We start from the raw sequence: 18,701 nt of genomic DNA on the forward strand, positions 1-18,701 counted from the left end.
CATGTCACACATGCGTATTGATGGCTTGTGACAACCCGTGCTGCTCGCGGACAATCGCTGAAAGACGGCGCTCATGTGATTCTCGTGTGCGCCGCACGACGCATAACCCATCGGCAAATACGGAGAGTTCCATGCATCGTTTTATCGTCGTTGGCGGAGGCGCGGGGGGATTGGAGCTGGCGACGCGTTTGGGCGATCGCTATGCACCCCATAAGAACAAGGGCGGTGTGCAGGCGCAGGTCACGCTCGTCGACCGCAACCCCACACATATCTGGAAGCCGCTCTTGCATGAAGTGGCGGCGGGCAGCATGGACCCGTTCACCCAGGAGCTCGAGTATGCGGCGCAAGCGCGTTGGCACGGCTTCGAATTTCAGCAGGGCGACCTGACCGGGCTGGACCGCGCGAACAGGCGCCTCACGCTCGGCACCGTGCTCGACGATGACGGCGCCGAGCTGCTGCCCGAACGCGAACTCGAATACGACACGCTGATCATTGCGATCGGCAGCACGACCGCCTTCTTCGGTGTGAAAGGCGCGCCTGAATTTTCCCTCGCACTCGACACCGTCAGCCAGGCCGAGCGTTTTCGCAAACGTCTGATCGCGGCCTGCATGCGCGCCGAGCATCAGGTGCATGAACCCGTCGAAGCAGCGCCGGATGCCGGCGCGCCCAGCGAGCCGCGCATTCAGGTGGCGATTGTCGGCGGCGGCGCGACGGGCGTGGAACTGTCGGCGGAATTGCGCAACACGGCGCAGGTGCTATCCGCCTACGGTCTGCACAAGCTCGATCCGCGGCATGATGTCGGCATTGTGTTGATCGAAGCGGGGCCGCGCATTCTGCCGGCTTTGCAGGAGCGCGTTTCGACGGCCACGGCCGAGCTGCTCACCAAGCTCGGCGTGAAGTTGATGATCGGCGAGACCGTGGCCGAAGTCGCGCCCGGCATGATTCGCACCGCGAGCGGCAAAACCGTGCGCGCCGACTTGACGGTGTGGGCGGCCGGCATCAAGGCGCCGGCGATTTTGAGCGAGCTCGACGGCTTGCCGGTCAACCGGCTGGGTCAGCTCATCGTGCGCCGTACGCTGCAAACAGAAACCGACGACAACGTCTTCGCGCTCGGCGATTGTGCCGCTTGTCCGTGGCCGGGCAACGAGCGTAACGTGCCGCCGCGCGCACAGGCGGCGCACCAGCAGGCGAGCTTCCTGATGAAGGCGCTGACGGCACGGCTCGAAAACAAGCCGCTGCCGGAGTTCACCTATCGAGACTTCGGGTCGCTGGTGTCGCTTGGGCATTTCAGCGCGGTCGGGAATCTGATGGGTGGGGTGATCGGCGGCAATATGTTGATCGAAGGGCTGTTCGCCCGCTTCATGTACATGTCGCTGTACCGGCTGCACATCGCCGCGCTGCACGGCTACGCGCGGATGGTGCTCGATACGTTCGCTCACTGGTTGCGCCGTACCACGCTGCCGCGGGTCAAGCTGCACTGAGGCGCGCCGACGTGCGCTGATTCGCCCGGCCGTTGCTCGGGAACGTTGCATCTGCAACAGGATGCCTGTCAGGCGTATCCTGTTGCCTCCAACGTTCAACCGAGGAGCGCCGCATGCTGCAACCCGACATCGACAGCCTGGTCCCGCACGTCCCCTTCAACCGGCGTACCTTCATCAAGGCTGCGCTCGGCACTGGCTTCGCCGCCGCCGTGCTGCCCGTCTCGGCGCAAACCATTCATACCGATAGCGACGGCCTCGAAGCCGGCGAAGTGGCGGTGCGCTCCGGCGACACGCTGGTGCCCGCCTATCGCGCGCAGCCGAAGGGCAAGACGCACCTGCCGGTGATCATTGTCGTGCACGAGATTTTCGGCGTGCACGAACATATCGCCGACGTGTGCAGGCGCTTCGCCAAACAGGGTTATCTCGCGATCGCGCCGAATCTGTATGAACGGCAGGGCGATCCGACGGTTTATACGAGCATGCAGCAACTGAACGAGCAACTGGTCAGCAAAGTGCCGGACGATCAAGTGATGCGCGATCTCGACGCGACCGTCGCCTGGGCTGGCGGGCATGGCGGCGATCTCAACCGGCTGGGGGTGAATGGGTTCTGCTGGGGCGGGCGGATGGCGTGGTTGTACGCCGAACATAACCCGGGGCTGAAGGCGGGGGTTGCCTGGTATGGGCGGGTAACGGGCGCAAAAAACGCGATGATGCCGGAGAATCCGCTCGATCAGGTCGCGCAGCTTCGCGCGCCGGTGCTAGGGCTTTACGGATTGCAGGATCAGAGCATCCCGCAGGGGACGCTCGAACAGATGAAGCAGGCTATCGCGCAAGGTCCGCAAGCGGGACGCGGCTCGCAGTTCGTCGTGTATGACGATGCGGGTCACGCGTTTTTTGCGGACTACCGGCCGAGCTACAGGAAGGCCGACGCGGAAGACGGCTGGCGCCGTGCGCTGGCATGGTTCAAACAGCATGGGGTGGCTGCGATTGCGATTTAAGGCGGCCAGCAGGCCCGCGCTTCCTCGCTTGCGATAAAAAAAGGCCGTTGCCGCTTTCGGGCGGCAACGGCCTTTTGCTAATGGCGTGCTGTGGTGTTCGCTGCGGCGCTCAAGGATTTGCGCCTGTCGCAATGGGCCGCTTCGGATCCGAACTCCACTCGCTCCACGAACCCGCGTACAACGCCGCGCCGTGCAGGCCGGCGACCTCCATCGCCAGGGCATTCACGCATGCCGTCACGCCCGAGCCGCATTGCAGGACCACGTGCTCCGGCGGCGTGTCGGCGAGCAGCGCGTGGTATTCCTCGCGCAACGTGTGAGCCGGTTTGAAGCGGCCGTCGGCGGTGAGGTTGTCTTTAAAGAAGCGATTGAGCGCGCCCGGAATGTGGCCGCCGACACGGTCCAGTGTCTCGTTCTCGCCGCGATAACGGTCGGCCGCGCGCGCGTCGACCACCACGCGTTCCTTCGAACCCAGATTGCGTTCGACCGTTTGCGCATCGACCGTGACGGACAGCGGAGCGCCTGCTTTGAAGTCGCCCGTATTCTGAGCCGGTGCGTCCTGCGTCAGCGGATAACCGCCGGCTTCCCATGCCTGGAGGCCGCCGTCGAGCAGCGCGACAGCGTCGTGACCGAGCCAGCGCAGCAGCCACCACGCACGGGCGGCGTACATGCCGCCTTGCGCGTCATACGCGACGACCTGCTGGCCTTGCTTCAGGCCGCGCGACTCCAGCGTCTCCACCAGCCGCGCGCGATCCGGCAACGGATGGCGGCCATTGTGACCGTTCTTCGGCCCCGACAGATCGCGATCCAGATGCAGGTAATGCGCGCTCGGCAGATGCCCGGCCAGATAGACTTTTTCGCCCGCTTCCGTGTCGGCCAGATCGAACCGGCAATCGATGACGAACACGCTGCCCGGCGCGGCGGCAAGCCGTTCCGCGAGATTGGTCGCGGAAATCAGAGTGGTGTAGTGAGTGTGCGGCATGACGTCTCCTGTCGACCCGAGTTAGCGCTTTAGCGCTTACTCGGGTCCCATGCAAAGCGGTCGACCCAAGTTAGCGGATGGCGGCTCCGTTGGAGCAACTTGCTGCCACCAACGGCTGGCCGAGCTATGTCGTTAGTCTAAACAAAAAAAGACGGGTCGAAGCCCGTCTTTCCATGCGTTGATTGCAACCAGATGAATCTGGTGACTCTGATTTAGCGCCGATCAGATCGTACCGAGTTCACGCCGCAAGAATTCGTGGAAGTGCTGCATGCCGTCTTCCATCGGGCTCTGATACGGGCCAACCTGCGATTCGCCGCGATTCATCAGCGCGCGGCGGCCGGCGTCCATGCGTTCGGCGATCTCGTCGTCTTCGCGGGCCGTTTCCATGTAGGCGGCGCGCTCGGCTTCGACGAACTCGCGCTCGAACAGCGCGATTTCCTCAGGGTAATAGAACTCCACCACGTTGGTGGTTTTCTGTGGGCCGCGCGGAATCAGCCATGACACCACCAGCACGTGCGGATACCACTCGATCATGATGCCCGGGTAGTACACCATCCAGATCGCGCCGAATTCGGGCGGGTTCCCGCCACGGAAGCGCAGCACCTCGTCGTGCCATTTGCGGTACGTCGGGCTGCCCGGCTGCTCCAGATCCTTGTGCACGCCGACCGTCTGCACGCTGTACCACTCGCCGAACTCCCAAGTCAGATCGTCGCAATTGACGAAACTGCCGAGGCCCGGATGGAACGGCGCGACGTGGTAATCCTCCAGATAGACCTCGATAAAGGTCTTCCAGTTGTAGTTGCACTCGTGCACTTCGACGTGATCGAACATGAAGCCCGAAAAATCGAAGTGTTCCTTCGTGCCGAGCCGCGCCAGATCGCGAGCGACGTCACGTCCCTGCGCTTCGAATAGCAGACCTTGCCAGTTCTGCAACGACGTGGCGCCGAGATTCAGGCAGGGGTTGTCCGCGAAATGGGGTGCACCGAGGAGCTCGCCATGCAGATCGTACGTCCAGCGATGCAGGGGGCAGACGATGTTCTCCGTCTGGCCGCGGCCGTTGAGCATGATGGCTTGCCGGTGGCGGCACACGTTCGACAGCAGTTCGACTTGCGACTGCTGGTTACGGACGAGCACACGCCCTTCGCTCTCGCTGGGCAAAGCAAAATAATTCCCCGCTTCGGGCACCATGAGATCGTGGCCGATGTAACGAGGACCTTTCTTGAAAAGGGTTTCGATTTCGCGCGTTAAAAGCGCTTCGTCAAAGTAAGCCGTGACTGGCAGCTGGCTGTGGACAGACCGCAACTGCAATGCATTGCTCAGATTGGACATTCCCACTCCCGTGAAGACGTGAAAGCAGTGAACAACCCAACCATCGAAGGTTTCGATTTAGGGAGCCCGCAATTATACCTGTTTCCCCTTCTTTGGGGCCGTTAAGTGCCTGATTTGGGTCAAAATTCTCAGGAAAGTTCGACGTTTTCGCCGCAGACCGATCGTTTTTTTTCTGCGAGACTGCTGGGACGGCGCACAGAGGGAAAGCGAGGCGTAGGGCGGTGGCGGCTCGGAACTATCGCTTTTGCCGTAGAATGTCCGACTTGTTTTAATTTTGCGACTATTCATGGCGAAGACCGCGTCGAAAGATACTGCTGCCACGCCAGCCGAAGGCGTCGACACCACGCCGCTGCCCGAGAATTACGAGGCCGCCCAGTCAGAGTTGGAAGGGCTGGTTGCACGCATGGAAAGCGGCAACCTCAGCCTCGAGGAGTCGCTCACCGCCTACCGGCGCGGCGCCGCCCTCGTGGCGTTTTGCCAGCAGCAGCTCGAAAAGGTCGAGCAGCAGGTGCGCGTGCTCGACGGCGAGACGCTCAAGCCGCTGCCCATGAATACCGCAGGCACAGCCGCTACTGAAAGCGGGGACGACCTATGACATTCGAACAATGGATGCGCTCAGTACTGGAGCGCGTCGAAACGGCGCTAGAACATTACCTGCCCAACGAGGCAACCGCGCCCGCCACGCTGCATGAAGCCATGCGCTACGCCGTGCTGGGCGGCGGCAAGCGGGTTCGCCCGCTGCTGTGCCACGCGGCCGGCGAACTTACCGGCGCGCGCGCCGAGTGCCTCGACGCGGCGGCAGCGGCGCTGGAAATGATCCACGTGTACTCGCTCGTCCACGACGACATGCCGTGCATGGACGACGACGCGCTGCGTCGCGGCAAGCCTACCGTACACGTCAAATATGACGAAGCAACGGCATTGCTGGTCGGCGACGCGTTGCAATCCCAGGCGTTCGTTTCGCTGACGTCGGACGTTCTCGCCCCGGCGCAGCAGGCCGCGCTGGTGCGCGAACTGGCGCTGGCGAGCGGTTCGATCGGCATGTGCGGCGGGCAGGCCATCGACCTGGCGAGCGTCGGCCACACGCTGACGCGCACGCAACTCGAAACCATGCATCGCATGAAGACCGGCGCGTTGCTGCGCGCCGCGGTGCGCATGGGCGCACTGGCGGGCGAAACGCCGGACGCGGACGCCATGCGTTCGCTGGATGCGTATTCGGCCGCTGTCGGCCTCGCCTTTCAGGTCGTCGACGATATTCTCGACGTCACGACCGATTCCGCGACGCTCGGCAAAACGGCAGGTAAAGACGCGAAGGACGGCAAGCCGACCTACGTGTCGATTATTGGGCTCGACGCATCGCGCGCGCTCGCGGCGCAGTTGCGCAGCGACGCTCACGCCGCGCTGGCGCCGTTCGGCGCACGCGCGCAGCGTCTTGCCGAATTGGCCGACCTGGTGGTGAACCGGGTTAGCTGAACGCGAAAGCCCGCCGCCGCGCGTCTCCGTTATGAGGCGCATGTATGAAGTGCGGGCGCGTAAGTTTTCCTACAATGGAACGACGATGTACGACTTGCTGAAAACCATTGACGACCCGGCAGCCTTGCGCCGCCTCGATCGCCGCCAACTGCAACCGCTTGCCGACGAGTTGCGTGCCTTCGTGCTCGACAGCGTATCGCAGACGGGCGGCCATCTTTCGTCCAACCTCGGCACGGTCGAGTTGACCATTGCTCTGCACTATGTGTTCGACACGCCGCGCGACCGGATCGTCTGGGACGTCGGCCATCAAACCTATCCGCACAAGATCCTGACGGGGCGCCGCGAGCAGATGCACACGCTGCGTCAGCTGGGCGGCATCTCGGGCTTCCCGAAGCGTGACGAGTCGGAATACGACACGTTCGGCACCGCGCACTCCAGCACGTCGATTTCCGCCGCGCTCGGCATGGCGATCGCGAGCAAGCTGCAGGGCGACAACCGCACGGGCATCGCCGTGATCGGCGACGGTGCAATGACCGCCGGCATGGCGTTCGAGGCGATGAACAACGCCGGCGTCGAAGACGACGTGCCGCTGCTGGTCATCCTGAACGACAACGACATGTCGATTTCGCCGCCGGTCGGCGCGCTGAATCGCCATCTGGCGCGCCTGATGTCGGGCCGCTTCTACGCCGCCGCGCGTGCCGGTGTCGAACGCGTGCTGCGCGTCGCACCGCCCATGCTCGATCTCGCCCGCAAGCTCGAAGAGCACGCCAAGGGCATGATCGTGCCGGCCACGCTGTTCGAAGAGTTCGGCTTCAACTACATCGGCCCGATCGACGGACACGACCTCGATTCGCTGATCCCGACGCTGCAGAACATCAAGGAACTGCGCGGTCCGCAATTCCTGCACGTCGTGACGAAGAAGGGCCAAGGCTACAAGCTCGCCGAAGCCGATCCGGTGTTGTACCACGGGCCGGGCAAGTTCAATCCGGCTGAAGGCATCAAGCCGGCCACCACGCCGTCGAAGAAGACCTACACGCAGGTGTTCGGCGAATGGCTGTGCGACGCTGCCGAGCTGGACGCACGTGTGGTCGGCATCACGCCCGCCATGCGCGAAGGCTCGGGCATGGTGGAGTTCGAGAAGCGCTTCCCGGATCGTTACTTCGACGTCGGCATCGCCGAGCAACATGCGGTGACGTTCGCCGGCGGTCTGGCCGCTGAAGGCATGAAGCCGGTGGTCGCGATCTACTCGACCTTCCTGCAACGCGCTTACGACCAACTGATTCACGACGTCGCGCTGCAGAACCTGCCGGTGGTGTTCGCCATCGACCGCGCGGGTCTGGTCGGCGCGGACGGCGCCACGCACGCGGGCGCTTACGACCTCGCGTTCCTGCGCTGCATCCCGAACATGACGGTGATGGCCGCGTCGGACGAAAACGAATGCCGCCAGATGCTGTACACGGCGTTGCAGCAGCCGAACCCGACGGCGGTGCGCTATCCGCGCGGCGCCGGCACGGGCGTCGCCACTGTCAAGCAGATGGCGGCGCTGCCGCTCGGCAAGGGCGAGATTCGTCGCGAAACGTCGCAGCCGGCCGGCAAGCGCATTGCGATTCTGGCGTTCGGCACGATGGTGGCGCCGTCGCTGGCAGCGGCCGGGCAACTGGACGCAACCGTCGCGAACATGCGCTTCGTGAAGCCGCTGGACGCCGCGCTGGTCCGTCAGCTGGCCGAAACGCACGACGCTATCGTGACCGTCGAAGAAGGCTGTGTGATGGGCGGCGCGGGCTCTGCTTGCGTCGAAGCCCTGCTTGAAAGTGGGGTTATGCGACCCGTACTACAATTGGGCCTTCCCGATCGGTTCATCGATCATGGGGACCCGGCCAAGCTGCTCGCCGCGTGTGGTCTCGACGCCGCGGGTATCACCAGGTCGATCCGCGAGCGCTTCCTGTCGAGCGGCGCGGTGGGCGGCCAGTCGTCGGTGAAGCGCGTCGCGTAAAGCGTCGTCGCTCGCGGTGCGGCCGCCGCGCCATGGCGGCCATAAGCAATCTCCAACTTGAATCGGTGGGCCTTCGGGCCCATCATCCAACGCCGGCAGGGGCCGGCGTTCGCCGTTGCGCGCCTTGATCCGGGCGGCCGCTGGGAGCCGCCGAACCTGTCGCTTCGCGCCAGCCCTCGCGAGGGGAGTCCCCAAAGGGGACTTTTTTCGGGGCGAAGACTTGGGGCGGTTCGGCGTTTCCTGAAAGGACAAGAAAATGAATCAGATGAATCCCGCCTTTGTGATGCCCGATGTGCAAAGCACGCCTGACACCCGTCAGATCCCGATTCAACGGGTCGGCGTGAAGGCCGTGCGCCATCCGCTGACGGTGCGCACGCAAGGCGGCGAGGTGCAACCGACGGTCGGTACGTGGAATCTCGACGTGCATCTGCCGGCTGACCAGAAGGGCACGCACATGTCGCGTTTTGTCGCGTTGCTCGAGGAGAACAAGGCGCCGCTGGAGCCCGCCACGTTCCGCACCATGCTCGCCGCGATGCTCGAAAAGCTCGAGGCCGAGGCTGGCCGCATCGAGGTGTCGTTCCCGTACTTCGTGAACAAGACCGCGCCGGTATCGGGCGTGCAAAGCCTGCTCGACTACGAAGTCACGCTCACGGGTGAGACGCGCAACGGTGCGACGCGCCTGTTCCTGCAGGTGCTGGTGCCGGTGACGAGCCTGTGCCCGTGTTCAAAGAAAATCTCGCAGTACGGCGCGCATAACCAGCGTTCGCACGTCACGATCAACGCCGAACTGGCGGGCGATGTGGCCGTGGAAGAACTGATCCGTATCGCCGAAGAAGAAGCCTCATGCGAACTGTGGGGCTTGCTCAAGCGCCCGGACGAGAAGTTCGTGACCGAGCGCGCTTATGAAAATCCTAAGTTCGTCGAAGACCTCGTGCGCGATGTCGCGCAGCGTTTGAACGCGGACGAGCGGATCGTCGCTTACGTGCTGGAAGCCGAGAACTTCGAGTCGATTCACAATCACAGCGCGTACGCGGTGATCGAGCGGGATAAGCGCGCTGCTTGATACGCGCGTTTGCCGATGCATGAAAAAAGCCGCTTCGTTTGAGAGCGGCTTTTTTACGACTAGAACATACGGGCTCAGCGTGCGAGGGAGGTCAGATCCCAGCGCGGCTTCACCGTGAACGCGTAGTCCTTGCCAGACTGATCCGGCCAGCGCTGCAGTCGCAAGGCGCCCGCCAGCGCGATCATCGCGCCGTTGTCCGTGCACAGCGACAGGTCCGGATAGTGCACGTAGAAATTGCGCTTCTTCGCGGCAGCGGACAGCGCTTCGCGCAACTGCCGGTTCGCGCCGACACCGCCAGCAACGACCAACCGGTTGAGCTTCGTCCTCTTGAGCGCGGCCAACGACTTTGCCGCTAGCACGTCGACTGCCGCGTCGACGAAACCGCGCGCCAGATCGGCTTTCGCCTGCTCGCAAATATTCGAGCCGCCGAGCTTTTTGGCGTGCGTGAGAACAGCGGTTTTCAAGCCGCTGAAACTGAAATCCAGGTCGCCGGAATGCAGCATGGGACGCGGCAGGACCACCGCGCCGGGCGTGCCGAATTCGGCCATGCGCGAAACTTCCGGGCCGCCCGGATAACCGAGGCCGAGCAGCTTGGCGGTTTTGTCGAAGGCTTCGCCGGCGGCGTCGTCCAGCGTTTCGCCGAGCGTCTCGTAGACGCCCACGTCGGTCACGCGCATCAACTGCGTATGACCGCCCGAAACCAGCAGCGCGACAAACGGGAATGGCGGCGGCTCATCCACCAGCAGCGGCGACAGCAAATGCCCTTCGAGATGATGAATGCCGATGGTCGGCTTGTCCCACGCCATGGCCAGCGAATTGGCGACGCTCGCGCCAACCAGCAGCGCGCCCGCAAGACCGGGGCCTTGCGTGTAGGCGATTGCGTCGATGTCGCTGCGGGCCGCGCCCGCGCGTTCCATTACCTCTTCGAGCAGCGGAAGCGCACGCCGGATGTGATCGCGCGACGCCAGTTCGGGCACCACGCCGCCGTACTCCCGATGCATCGCAATTTGCGAATGCAGCGCGTGCGCGAGCAGGCCGCGCTCCGTGTCGTAGAGCGCGAGACCGGTTTCGTCGCAGGAGCTTTCGATGCCGAGAACGAGCATGATGGTGGGCTTGAACGGACGCAGAAGTGTCAAAACTCCGTCGCCCGAAAGTGAGGAGGCAAGCCTGAAAGTATAGCAGCGCGGGCAAGGCGCCGCCGACGCGCGGGTACAATGCGGCCCCATGGAATCCTTCGATATCGCAGTGATCGGCGCGGGTGCGGCCGGCATGATGTGCGCGGCGGTGGCCGGGCAACTCGGCCGCCGCGTGGTGCTGATCGACCACTCGCAGCGTCTCGCGGAGAAGATCCGCATCTCCGGCGGCGGCCGCTGCAACTTCACGAATCTGTATGCCGGCCCGGCCAATTACTTGTCGGCCAATCCGCATTTTTGCCGCTCGGCGCTCGCGCGCTATACGCCGCGCGACTTCATGGCGCTTCTTAAGCGCCATCATGTGACGTGGCACGAGAAGCACAAAGGCCAGCTCTTCTGCGACCAGTCCAGCGACGCGGTCATCAATGTGCTGAAGAGCGAGTGCGACGCGGGCCGCGTGGCTTGGCGCACGCCTTTGTCGGTCGAGCAGGTGCGGCAGGATCCGGAAGGGCGCTTCACGCTGGATACGCAGGCGGGGCCGATCGTCGCGCGCGCGCTCGTGGTCGCGACCGGCGGGCTGTCGATTCCCAAGATCGGCGCCACCGATTTCGCCTACCGCCTTGCCAAGCAGTTCGGTCACAAGCTGATCGACACGCGCCCCGCGCTGGTCCCGCTGACCTTCGCCGCTGGCGACTGGGAGCCGTTCGCGGCGCTTTCCGGCGTTTCGCTGCAAGTGCAACTGGCGACCGGCAACAAGAAGACCGGCGCCGAATTCAACGAAGACCTGCTGCTCACTCACCGCGGTCTTTCCGGCCCGGGTGTGCTGCAGATATCGAGCTACTGGCAGCCCGGCGAGCCGATTCACATCAACTTGCTGCCGGAGCAGGACGCTGCGACCGCCTTGCTGGAAGCGAAGACCGGTACGAAGCGGCAGATCGCCAATCTGTTGTCGGAATGGGTCCCGCAGCGGCTCGCCCATGTCTGGCTGGAAACCCATCAGATTCCCGCCGAAGCGCGAGTGGCCGATCTGCCGGACAAAACCCTGCGTCGCGTCGGCGAGGCGCTGTCGCGCTGGACGCTCACGCCCAACGGCACGGAAGGCTATCGCAAAGCCGAAGTGACGCGCGGCGGCATCGACACGCGCGAGCTGTCATCATCGACGATGATGAGCGCGCGTGCGCCGGGCTTGTACTTCATCGGCGAAGCCGTCGACGTAACCGGCTGGCTGGGCGGCTACAATTTTCAGTGGGCGTGGGCGTCGGGTGTGGCGGCCGGCGAGGCGGCCGCGGAGTATGCCAGAGGGGCTTGACGGCGCTCTGGCTTTGTGAGAAAGCTCTGCTATACTCCTGAACCTTGACAAAGTTCCGTTATTGAAAAATGACGACCATCCGCGTAAAAGACAACGAGCCGTTTGAAGTTGCCATGCGCCGGTTCAAGCGCACCATGGAGAAAAGCGGCTTGCTGACGGAACTTCGCGCTCGCGAGTTTTACGAAAAGCCTACGGCTGAGCGCAAGCGTAAGAAGGCGTCCGCGGTGAAGCGTCATTTCAAGCGTCTGCGTAGCCAGATGCTGCCAAAGAAGTTCTACTGATTCTGGCGTTGCCGCGGTTCCCGTCTGACGGAGCGGCGACATCCAACCGCTGAGGGCGCGACAGGCGCCGTCACGGAAAACACGGCCCTTCGGGCCAGCCGGCAGGGTCGCAATCACCACGCACAGTGTGCCAACCCGCTTGAGGAAGCAGTCCCAAGCGGGTATTCGTGTTGATGCGCGTGTTGAGTGGTTAGTCTGGCCGGTTTTTCCAATTTCAACGCATTCAGGTGAGTGATGAGTCTCAAGGACCGGATCAACGACGATATGAAGGCCGCCATGCGGGCACGTGAGACCGAGCGCCTCGGCACGATCCGCCTGCTGCTCGCCGCGATCAAGCAGCGCGAAGTCGACGAGCGCATCACGCTCGACGACACCGCGATCACCGCTGTCATCGACAAGATGATCAAACAGCGCAAGGACTCGATCAGCCAGTTCGAAGCCGCTGGCCGCACCGATCTGGCCGACAAGGAAAAGGCGGAACTGGCGATCTTGTCTGCTTATATGCCGGAGCAGATGTCCGAGGCGGAGATCGTTGCTGAAGTCCAGGCAGCGGTGGCGCAAACCGGCGCAACCGGACCGCAGGACATGGGCAAGGTGATGGGTGTACTCAAGCCGAAGCTGGCCGGCCGCGCCGACATGACTGCTGTTTCGGCGCAAGTCAAAGCCGCGCTCGCGAAGTAAATTTCCGTTTTTTTCGCGTCGTGCATGCTGTTTTTCGACGGCGTGCACGGCGTTGAGTTTTTTAAGGCAGCGTCATTTACTGTGATTCCTCCGTCATTCCTGCAGGACCTGCTCAACCGCGTCGATATCGTCGACGTGGTCGGCCGGTATGTGCAGTTAAAAAAGGGCGGCGCGAACTTCATGGGGCTGTGCCCGTTCCACAACGAGAAAAGCCCATCGTTTACGGTTAGTCCGACTAAGCAGTTCTATCACTGCTTCGGCTGCGGCGCGCACGGTACGGCCATTGGTTTCCTGATGGAACACGTCGGGTCCTCGTTTCCCGAGGCGGTCAATGAGTTGGCGCAGTCCGTCGGGTTGACCGTGCCGAACGAGCCGTCGCCCGGCTATGGCGGCGGCGGGTCAGGCGGCGGCTATGCGCCGGCAGCATCCAAAGCGGTTACCACGGCGCTTTCGGATGTCATGCAGACCGCCTGCGACTTCTATCGCAAGCAACTGCGCGGCGCGCCGGCCGCGATCCAGTACCTGAAGAAGCGCGGCTTGACCGGTGAGATCGCGGCCCGTTTCGGACTCGGCTACGCGCCGGATGGCTGGCAGAACCTCGAACCGGCCTTTCCGAACTATCGTGACGATGCACTGGTCGAATCGGGTTTGGTGATCGTCAGCGAAAAGTCCGACGCTCAGGGCCAGAACCGCCGGTACGACCGCTTTCGCGAGCGGATCATGTTCCCGATTCGCAATGTGAAGGGGCAGGTGATCGGCTTCGGCGGCCGCGTGCTGGACAGCGGCGAGCCCAAATATTTGAATTCGCCCGAAACGCCATTATTTAACAAGGGCAGCGAACTGTATGGGCTGTTCGAGGCGCGTCTGGCGATCCGCGAACAACACTACGTGCTGGTCGTGGAAGGTTACATGGACGTGGTTGCGCTGGCCCAATTGGGGTTCCAGAACGCGGTCGCCACGCTCGGCACGGCCTGCACGCCGATTCATGTGCAGAAACTGATGCGCCAGACCGACACGGTCATCTTCAGTTTCGACGGCGATTCGGCCGGCCGGCGCGCTGCCCGCCGCGCGCTGGATGCCTGTCTGCCGCACGCGGCGGACAACCGGACCATCCGATTCCTGTTTTTGCCGTCCGAGCACGATCCGGACAGCTATGTGCGTGAATACGGCACCGAGGCCTTTGCCGAGCAGGTCGAGCGGGCCATGCCGCTGTCGCAGTTCATGCTGAACGAAGTGTTGACCGGCAAGGAGCTGGATCAGCCGGAAGGCCGTGCCCGCGCGCTGTTCGACGCCAAACCGCTGCTGCAGGCGCTGCCGGCCAATGCCCTGCGCGCGCAGATCATGCATATGTTCGCCGATCGGCTCGATGTGCCGTTCGACGAAGTCGCCGCGCTGTGCGAGGTCGATTCCCGCATCGCGGCGGCGGCCCGCGCCGCACCGGCCCGCAAGGACCGGCGCAGTGTGACGGGCATCGAGGAAAAAACGCTGCGCAATCTGGTGATGTATCCGCGCACCGTGGGCGTGCTGGACGAAGAGGCTGAACAGGCGTTGCTTACGGTTACGCGGCACGGTGAACTGTTCGAGGAAGTGACCACGCACGCGCGTGCGCTGGGCGATTCCGCGGAGTTTCAGTTGTTGTCCGACCTATTGCGAAACGGTGCGAACGCCCCAACTTTCGAGGAAATCTTTCGCAAAATTCTAGACTATGATGAAAACGTCCGGGATTTGCTGCTGAAGGACCCGGAAGATGCGACCGTCATCGAGGAGCGGCGCGAGCAGGAACGGATCGTCGGAGAGGAGTTGAAGGCGGCGATCCTGAAGATGCGGTACGACGCTTACTGCGATCGTCTCGAGCAGCTTTCGCGGCAATCCCGGCACACGCCGGAGGAGTTTGCGGAGCTGTCGGAGCTCAATCGGAAGCGGGCTGACATGAAGCGCCAGCTCGGGCTGTAGGCGGAGCGCGGAGACCCTCGGTGCTATAATAAAAGGTTTCCAGCGGATTGTTTTTCAAGGGTTTTCCTAGCAAAGGCGAAAAGGCGATGCGATGGCAAAGACTGCGGACGGAACAACGGGCGGAAGGAAAACAACAGGCACAAGCTCCAAGGAGCCGACCAGAAAGGTCACCGAAGCCAGGTTAGTTTCTTCTGCCAAAAAAGCGTCTGCGGTCAGTGTTGCACCGGTTGCCGGGAAGAAGTCCTCGACCACTTCGGCTGCGCGAGCGGAGCCGGTCAGGGCGGCGAAAGCTGTAGCAGTGCCGGCCACGAAGGGGTCGGGTGTCAGAAGCGCAAGGGAAGCGGCTGCCGCGCAGGACGATGCGGCAGTGCGCGAGGTTCCAGTATCCACGGTTCAACCGGCTGGCGTCCACCAGCCGCGAGTCGAGACTACAGCCGGTACGGCGAACTCCATGACGAAAAAGCTGAACGAAGTACCCGTCGATGACGACGCAACCCAAAGCGAAGAAAACCCCACGGCTGCTGCTCCGGCCAAGGTTGAAAAGGCCAAGGCTCGCGACCGTCGTGCAAAGGAAAAAGCGCTGCTGAAAGACGCTTTCGCGTCGTCACAGCCGGGCACGGTCGAGGAGCTCGAGGAGCGCCGCTCGAAACTGCGCGCGCTGATCAAGCTTGGCAAGGAGCGCGGTTTCCTCACGTACGCTGAGATCAACGACCACCTGCCGGACAACTTCACCGAGACCGAGGCGATCGAAGGCATCATCAGCACGTTCAACGACATGGGCGTGGCGGTGTACGAGCAGGCCCCTGACGCTGAAACCCTGCTGTTGAACGACAACGCGCCGGCGGCTTCGTCGGACGACGAGGTGGAAGAAGAAGCGGAAGTCGCGCTGTCCACCGTCGACTCGGAATTCGGCCGCACTACGGACCCCGTCCGCATGTACATGCGTGAAATGGGCACGGTCGAGCTGCTCACGCGCGAAGGCGAAATCGAAATCGCCAAGCGGATCGAAGACGGCCTGAAGCACATGGTGATGGCCATCTCCGCCTGCCCGACCACGATCGCCGACATCCTGGCAATGGCCGAGCGCGTCGCGAATGAGGAAATTCGCATCGACGAACTGGTCGACGGCCTGATCGACGCCAACGCGGAAGACGCGGACGGTTTCTCCGCGCAGGAAGCGGAAGCGATCGAGAGCGAAGACGAGGAAGTCGAAGAAGACTCGGAAGAAGACGAGGAAGAAGACGACGGCACGGCGCAAGCCACGGCCAACGCAGCGCAGATGGAAGCGCTCAAGCGTGCGTCGCTCGAAAAATTCGCGATGATCAGCGAATGGTTCGACAAGATGCGTCGCGCGTTCGAGAAGGAAGGCTACAAGTCCAAGTCGTATCTGAAGGCACAGGAAACGATCCAGAACGAGCTCATGACGATCCGCTTCACCGCGCGTACCGTCGAGCGTCTGTGCGACACGCTGCGCGCGCAGGTGGACGAAGTGCGTCAGGTCGAGCGTCAGATCCTGCACACGGTGGTCGACAAATGCGGCATGCCGCGTGCGGAATTCATCGCGCGTTTCCCGGGCAGCGAAACGGATCTCGAGTGGGCCGACAAGATAGTCGGTGAAGGTCACGCTTATAGCGCGATCCTCACGCGGAACATTCCGGCGATTCGCGAGCAGCAGCAACGTCTGCTGGATCTGCAGGCGCGTGTCGTCCTGCCGCTGAAGGACCTGAAGGAAACCAACCGTCAGATGGCGGCGGGCGAACTGAAGGCGCGCCAGGCGAAGCGCGAAATGACCGAGGCGAATTTGCGTCTCGTGATCTCGATCGCGAAGAAGTACACGAACCGTGGTCTGCAGTTCCTCGACCTGATTCAGGAAGGCAACATCGGTCTGATGAAGGCGGTGGACAAGTTCGAATATCGTCGTGGCTACAAGTTCTCCACGTATGCAACGTGGTGGATCCGTCAGGCCATCACGCGTTCGATCGCTGACCAGGCGCGTACGATCCGGATTCCGGTTCACATGATCGAAACGATCAACAAGATGAACCGCATCTCGCGTCAGATTCTGCAGGAAACCGGTCTCGAACCGGATCCCGCAACGCTGGCCGAAAAGATGGAAATGCCGGAAGACAAGATCCGCAAGATCATGAAGATCGCGAAGGAGCCGATCTCGATGGAAACGCCGATCGGTGACGACGACGATTCGCATCTGGGCGATTTCATCGAAGACAACAACACGGTTGCGCCGGCCGACGCGGCTTTGCATGCCAGCATGCGCGATGTCGTGAAGGACGTGCTCGACTCGCTGACTCCGCGTGAAGCGAAGGTGCTGCGCATGCGTTTCGGTATCGAGATGAGCACCGATCACACGCTCGAAGAAGTCGGCAAGCAGTTCGACGTGACGCGTGAACGGATCCGTCAGATCGAAGCGAAGGCGCTGCGCAAGCTGCGCCACCCGAGCCGTTCGGACAAGCTGAAGTCGTTCCTTGAAGGGAATTGATCGAAGCCGGCGTTGGTTGCAAATGATGTAGCGGTTTTAAGGGGCCTCGCGGTTGTTTCGCCGTAGCCAAGCGGTTGCGAAGGTCCCTTTTTCGTGTAGTATGTCGGCCAATCAACGAATAGGCCCGGCCTTCACGACCGGGTCTTTTTTCTTGGGCCGGACGCCGTGCTGGTTGCAGGCAGCGGACTCATAATCCGCCTCCGAAAGGACATCGTCGGTTCGACTCCGACCCGGCCCACCATCGATGCAGAGAAAGGGTTCCGATAAAGTCGGAACCCTTTTTTGTTTGTATAGGGCGAAGGCGGTAGTGTGCGCGGCAATATGTCACTTCCGTTCCGCTATTAAATCGCGCCTTGGATTTCCATTCAGTTGGATAAAAGGTGTCGTCGCCATAAAGGCGGCATTCAGAAGCGCTTGCGATTGATTGATGCGGAACCCCGGCGCGTGTTAAACAACATATTTCACGCTGCGGAAATCTCGTTATCCTTTTGCGCTCGTTGGCGCAAACTCCGTCGGATTTAATCTTTCGCTTCCGGGATTCGTCTCCTCATTCGCTGGTTTTCCGTTGGCGCTCTGGCGCACAGACTCCGTGGCGATAGCAGGGCTAATCTGAAATTCAATCGGCCCGAAGTCCGCTCGGCGAGAGTGGCACGTCGTTTGCATAAGCACGGCTTCCACACCATATCAATAACGAGAATGACCATGCGACGCGACCACACCGCTGCTGAGTTTGCCCAGATTCAACCCTTGTTGCCCACGCCGCTGGAAAGCGATCGCGGAAGCGTGCCTCGGCGGCAGACCAGCGCGTTGTCGCGTGTCACTTTCTGTTTTGCGTGGCTGTTCGGGCTGGAGCCGTTCCTGACCGGCTCGGCTGGCGAAACGACGCGCTCGCGGCTTGATCGGCAATAGTTGGTGACACGGCGCGGCGCGCGCAGTCGCGCGATCGGGCGTTGAAAGTTTCGCCGCGCGCTGAAGCACTTTCTACAGCCGGACATCAACCGATCGAGACTATCCCGCGAGGTCGCGGCAGCTTGGCCGCTGCGCTGGAACCTCGGGAATACACGTTGCGCGCTAATCGTTGGGAGACATTCCCAGCCTTAGGACACTCAACATGCAGACCGACCCCACCATTGACCCCGTCGCCGATCCTGCGAATCAACCGCTGGACGAACCCGGTGAGCAGCCGCGCCCCTTGCCGGGTGTGCCACCCGAAATCGATCCGCTCACGCCGGGCGCTTCGCCCGAGGACGAGGAGGCCCTCCGGCGGTAGCGAGACAAGCCATAAGGCCGTGGTCGCAAGGAACCAGGGAAACTCCGTGTAAAAGAATGGCACGCTCGTGCCGTTTAATGAGGGCGGAAGGCTGTTAGATGTTTGCCATCCGCTTTCAGCACGGGTTTTTGTCACGCGGCGGTCGGCGCCGCATTTCACCTCCGGGCAACGCCCGTGCTGAAGGCTTCCCCTACTGGGTCCAGGCTTTGTAAAAACGGGCGTCGTTCACACTACATGACACTGGCGGGCGTTATGCGCACT

General features: G+C 62.5%; 16 protein-coding genes and 1 tRNA gene. 14 read left to right on the forward strand and 3 right to left on the reverse strand.

Going from position 1 to position 18,701, the window contains the following annotated elements; translation table 11 throughout:
• The first annotated feature begins 131 nt into the window (after nucleotides 1-131).
• Both B0G71_RS32805 and B0G71_RS32810 read left to right on the forward strand, forming a co-directional pair.
• Nucleotides 132-1,481 carry an NAD(P)/FAD-dependent oxidoreductase gene (locus B0G71_RS32805; protein ID WP_116147086.1) on the forward strand — a complete coding sequence of 450 codons (1,350 nt, stop codon included), beginning with the start codon at nucleotides 132-134 and terminating at the stop codon, nucleotides 1,479-1,481.
• 113 nt (nucleotides 1,482-1,594) lie between these two features.
• Nucleotides 1,595-2,479, forward strand: coding sequence for a dienelactone hydrolase family protein (locus B0G71_RS32810; RefSeq protein WP_116147088.1), 885 nt, complete (start codon nucleotides 1,595-1,597; stop codon nucleotides 2,477-2,479).
• A gap of 109 nt (nucleotides 2,480-2,588) precedes the next feature.
• Here the strand turns inward: B0G71_RS32810 and B0G71_RS32815 are convergent, their stop codons facing one another.
• Both B0G71_RS32815 and B0G71_RS32820 read right to left on the reverse strand, forming a co-directional pair.
• The gene (locus B0G71_RS32815; protein WP_116147090.1) at nucleotides 2,589-3,458 is read right to left on the reverse strand and encodes a sulfurtransferase; all 870 of its coding nucleotides are present in this window, start codon (nucleotides 3,456-3,458) and stop codon (nucleotides 2,589-2,591) included.
• A gap of 222 nt (nucleotides 3,459-3,680) precedes the next feature.
• Nucleotides 3,681-4,787 (reverse strand): aromatic ring-hydroxylating dioxygenase subunit alpha, encoded by a 1,107-nt coding sequence (locus tag B0G71_RS32820; protein ID WP_116147092.1) that lies wholly within the window; start codon nucleotides 4,785-4,787, stop codon nucleotides 3,681-3,683.
• A 286-nt stretch (nucleotides 4,788-5,073) separates the two neighbouring features.
• Between B0G71_RS32820 and B0G71_RS32825 the strand changes: the two genes are divergently transcribed.
• The 4 genes from B0G71_RS32825 (at nucleotide 5,074) to folE2 (ending at nucleotide 9,316) form a co-directional block, all read left to right on the forward strand.
• Nucleotides 5,074-5,382 carry an exodeoxyribonuclease VII small subunit gene (locus tag B0G71_RS32825; RefSeq protein ID WP_106282661.1) on the forward strand — a complete coding sequence of 103 codons (309 nt, stop codon included), beginning with the start codon at nucleotides 5,074-5,076 and terminating at the stop codon, nucleotides 5,380-5,382.
• Entirely contained in the window at nucleotides 5,379-6,260 is an 882-nt protein-coding gene (locus B0G71_RS32830) for a polyprenyl synthetase family protein (RefSeq protein ID WP_116147094.1), read from the forward strand. The genes B0G71_RS32825 and B0G71_RS32830 overlap by 4 nt, the downstream gene beginning before the upstream one ends.
• Before the next feature lie 85 nt (nucleotides 6,261-6,345).
• On the forward strand, nucleotides 6,346-8,253 hold the full coding sequence (gene dxs / locus B0G71_RS32835) for a 1-deoxy-D-xylulose-5-phosphate synthase (RefSeq protein ID WP_116149092.1): 1,908 nt from the start codon (nucleotides 6,346-6,348) through the stop codon (nucleotides 8,251-8,253).
• 256 nt (nucleotides 8,254-8,509) lie between these two features.
• Nucleotides 8,510-9,316, forward strand: a complete 807-nt coding sequence (folE2, locus tag B0G71_RS32840) for a GTP cyclohydrolase FolE2 (protein WP_116147096.1) — start codon at nucleotides 8,510-8,512, stop codon at nucleotides 9,314-9,316.
• Between the two features lie 74 nt (nucleotides 9,317-9,390).
• Here the strand turns inward: folE2 and tsaD are convergent, their stop codons facing one another.
• Nucleotides 9,391-10,419, reverse strand: coding sequence for a tRNA (adenosine(37)-N6)-threonylcarbamoyltransferase complex transferase subunit TsaD (gene tsaD, locus B0G71_RS32845; protein ID WP_116149094.1), 1,029 nt, complete (start codon nucleotides 10,417-10,419; stop codon nucleotides 9,391-9,393).
• 121 nt (nucleotides 10,420-10,540) lie between these two features.
• Between tsaD and B0G71_RS32850 the strand changes: the two genes are divergently transcribed.
• The 8 genes from B0G71_RS32850 (at nucleotide 10,541) to B0G71_RS41540 (ending at nucleotide 18,440) form a co-directional block, all read left to right on the forward strand.
• The gene (locus B0G71_RS32850) at nucleotides 10,541-11,758 is read left to right on the forward strand and encodes an NAD(P)/FAD-dependent oxidoreductase (protein WP_116147098.1); all 1,218 of its coding nucleotides are present in this window, start codon (nucleotides 10,541-10,543) and stop codon (nucleotides 11,756-11,758) included.
• 68 nt (nucleotides 11,759-11,826) lie between these two features.
• Nucleotides 11,827-12,039, forward strand: a complete 213-nt coding sequence (gene rpsU, locus B0G71_RS32855) for a 30S ribosomal protein S21 (RefSeq protein ID WP_106282666.1) — start codon at nucleotides 11,827-11,829, stop codon at nucleotides 12,037-12,039.
• 234 nt (nucleotides 12,040-12,273) lie between these two features.
• A complete protein-coding gene (locus tag B0G71_RS32860; RefSeq protein WP_116147100.1) occupies nucleotides 12,274-12,720 on the forward strand; it encodes a GatB/YqeY domain-containing protein in 447 nt (148 codons plus the stop codon).
• An 81-nt stretch (nucleotides 12,721-12,801) separates the two neighbouring features.
• Entirely contained in the window at nucleotides 12,802-14,673 is a 1,872-nt protein-coding gene (gene dnaG / locus B0G71_RS32865) for a DNA primase (protein WP_116149096.1), read from the forward strand.
• Between the two features lie 91 nt (nucleotides 14,674-14,764).
• Nucleotides 14,765-17,170: an RNA polymerase sigma factor RpoD gene (rpoD, locus tag B0G71_RS32870; RefSeq protein ID WP_106282668.1), complete on the forward strand. Its 2,406-nt coding sequence runs from the start codon at nucleotides 14,765-14,767 to the stop codon at nucleotides 17,168-17,170.
• A 153-nt stretch (nucleotides 17,171-17,323) separates the two neighbouring features.
• Nucleotides 17,324-17,411 (forward strand) — tRNA-Ile (locus tag B0G71_RS32875).
• 461 nt (nucleotides 17,412-17,872) lie between these two features.
• A complete protein-coding gene (locus B0G71_RS32880; RefSeq protein ID WP_181916855.1) occupies nucleotides 17,873-18,079 on the forward strand; it encodes a hypothetical protein in 207 nt (68 codons plus the stop codon).
• A gap of 202 nt (nucleotides 18,080-18,281) precedes the next feature.
• Nucleotides 18,282-18,440: a hypothetical protein gene (locus B0G71_RS41540; RefSeq protein WP_181916856.1), complete on the forward strand. Its 159-nt coding sequence runs from the start codon at nucleotides 18,282-18,284 to the stop codon at nucleotides 18,438-18,440.
• Nucleotides 18,441-18,701: the final 261 nt, after the last annotated feature.

Origin of the sequence: Paraburkholderia sp. BL27I4N3 (genome assembly GCF_003386115.1) — a bacterium.
Lineage (GTDB): Bacteria > Pseudomonadota > Gammaproteobacteria > Burkholderiales > Burkholderiaceae > Paraburkholderia.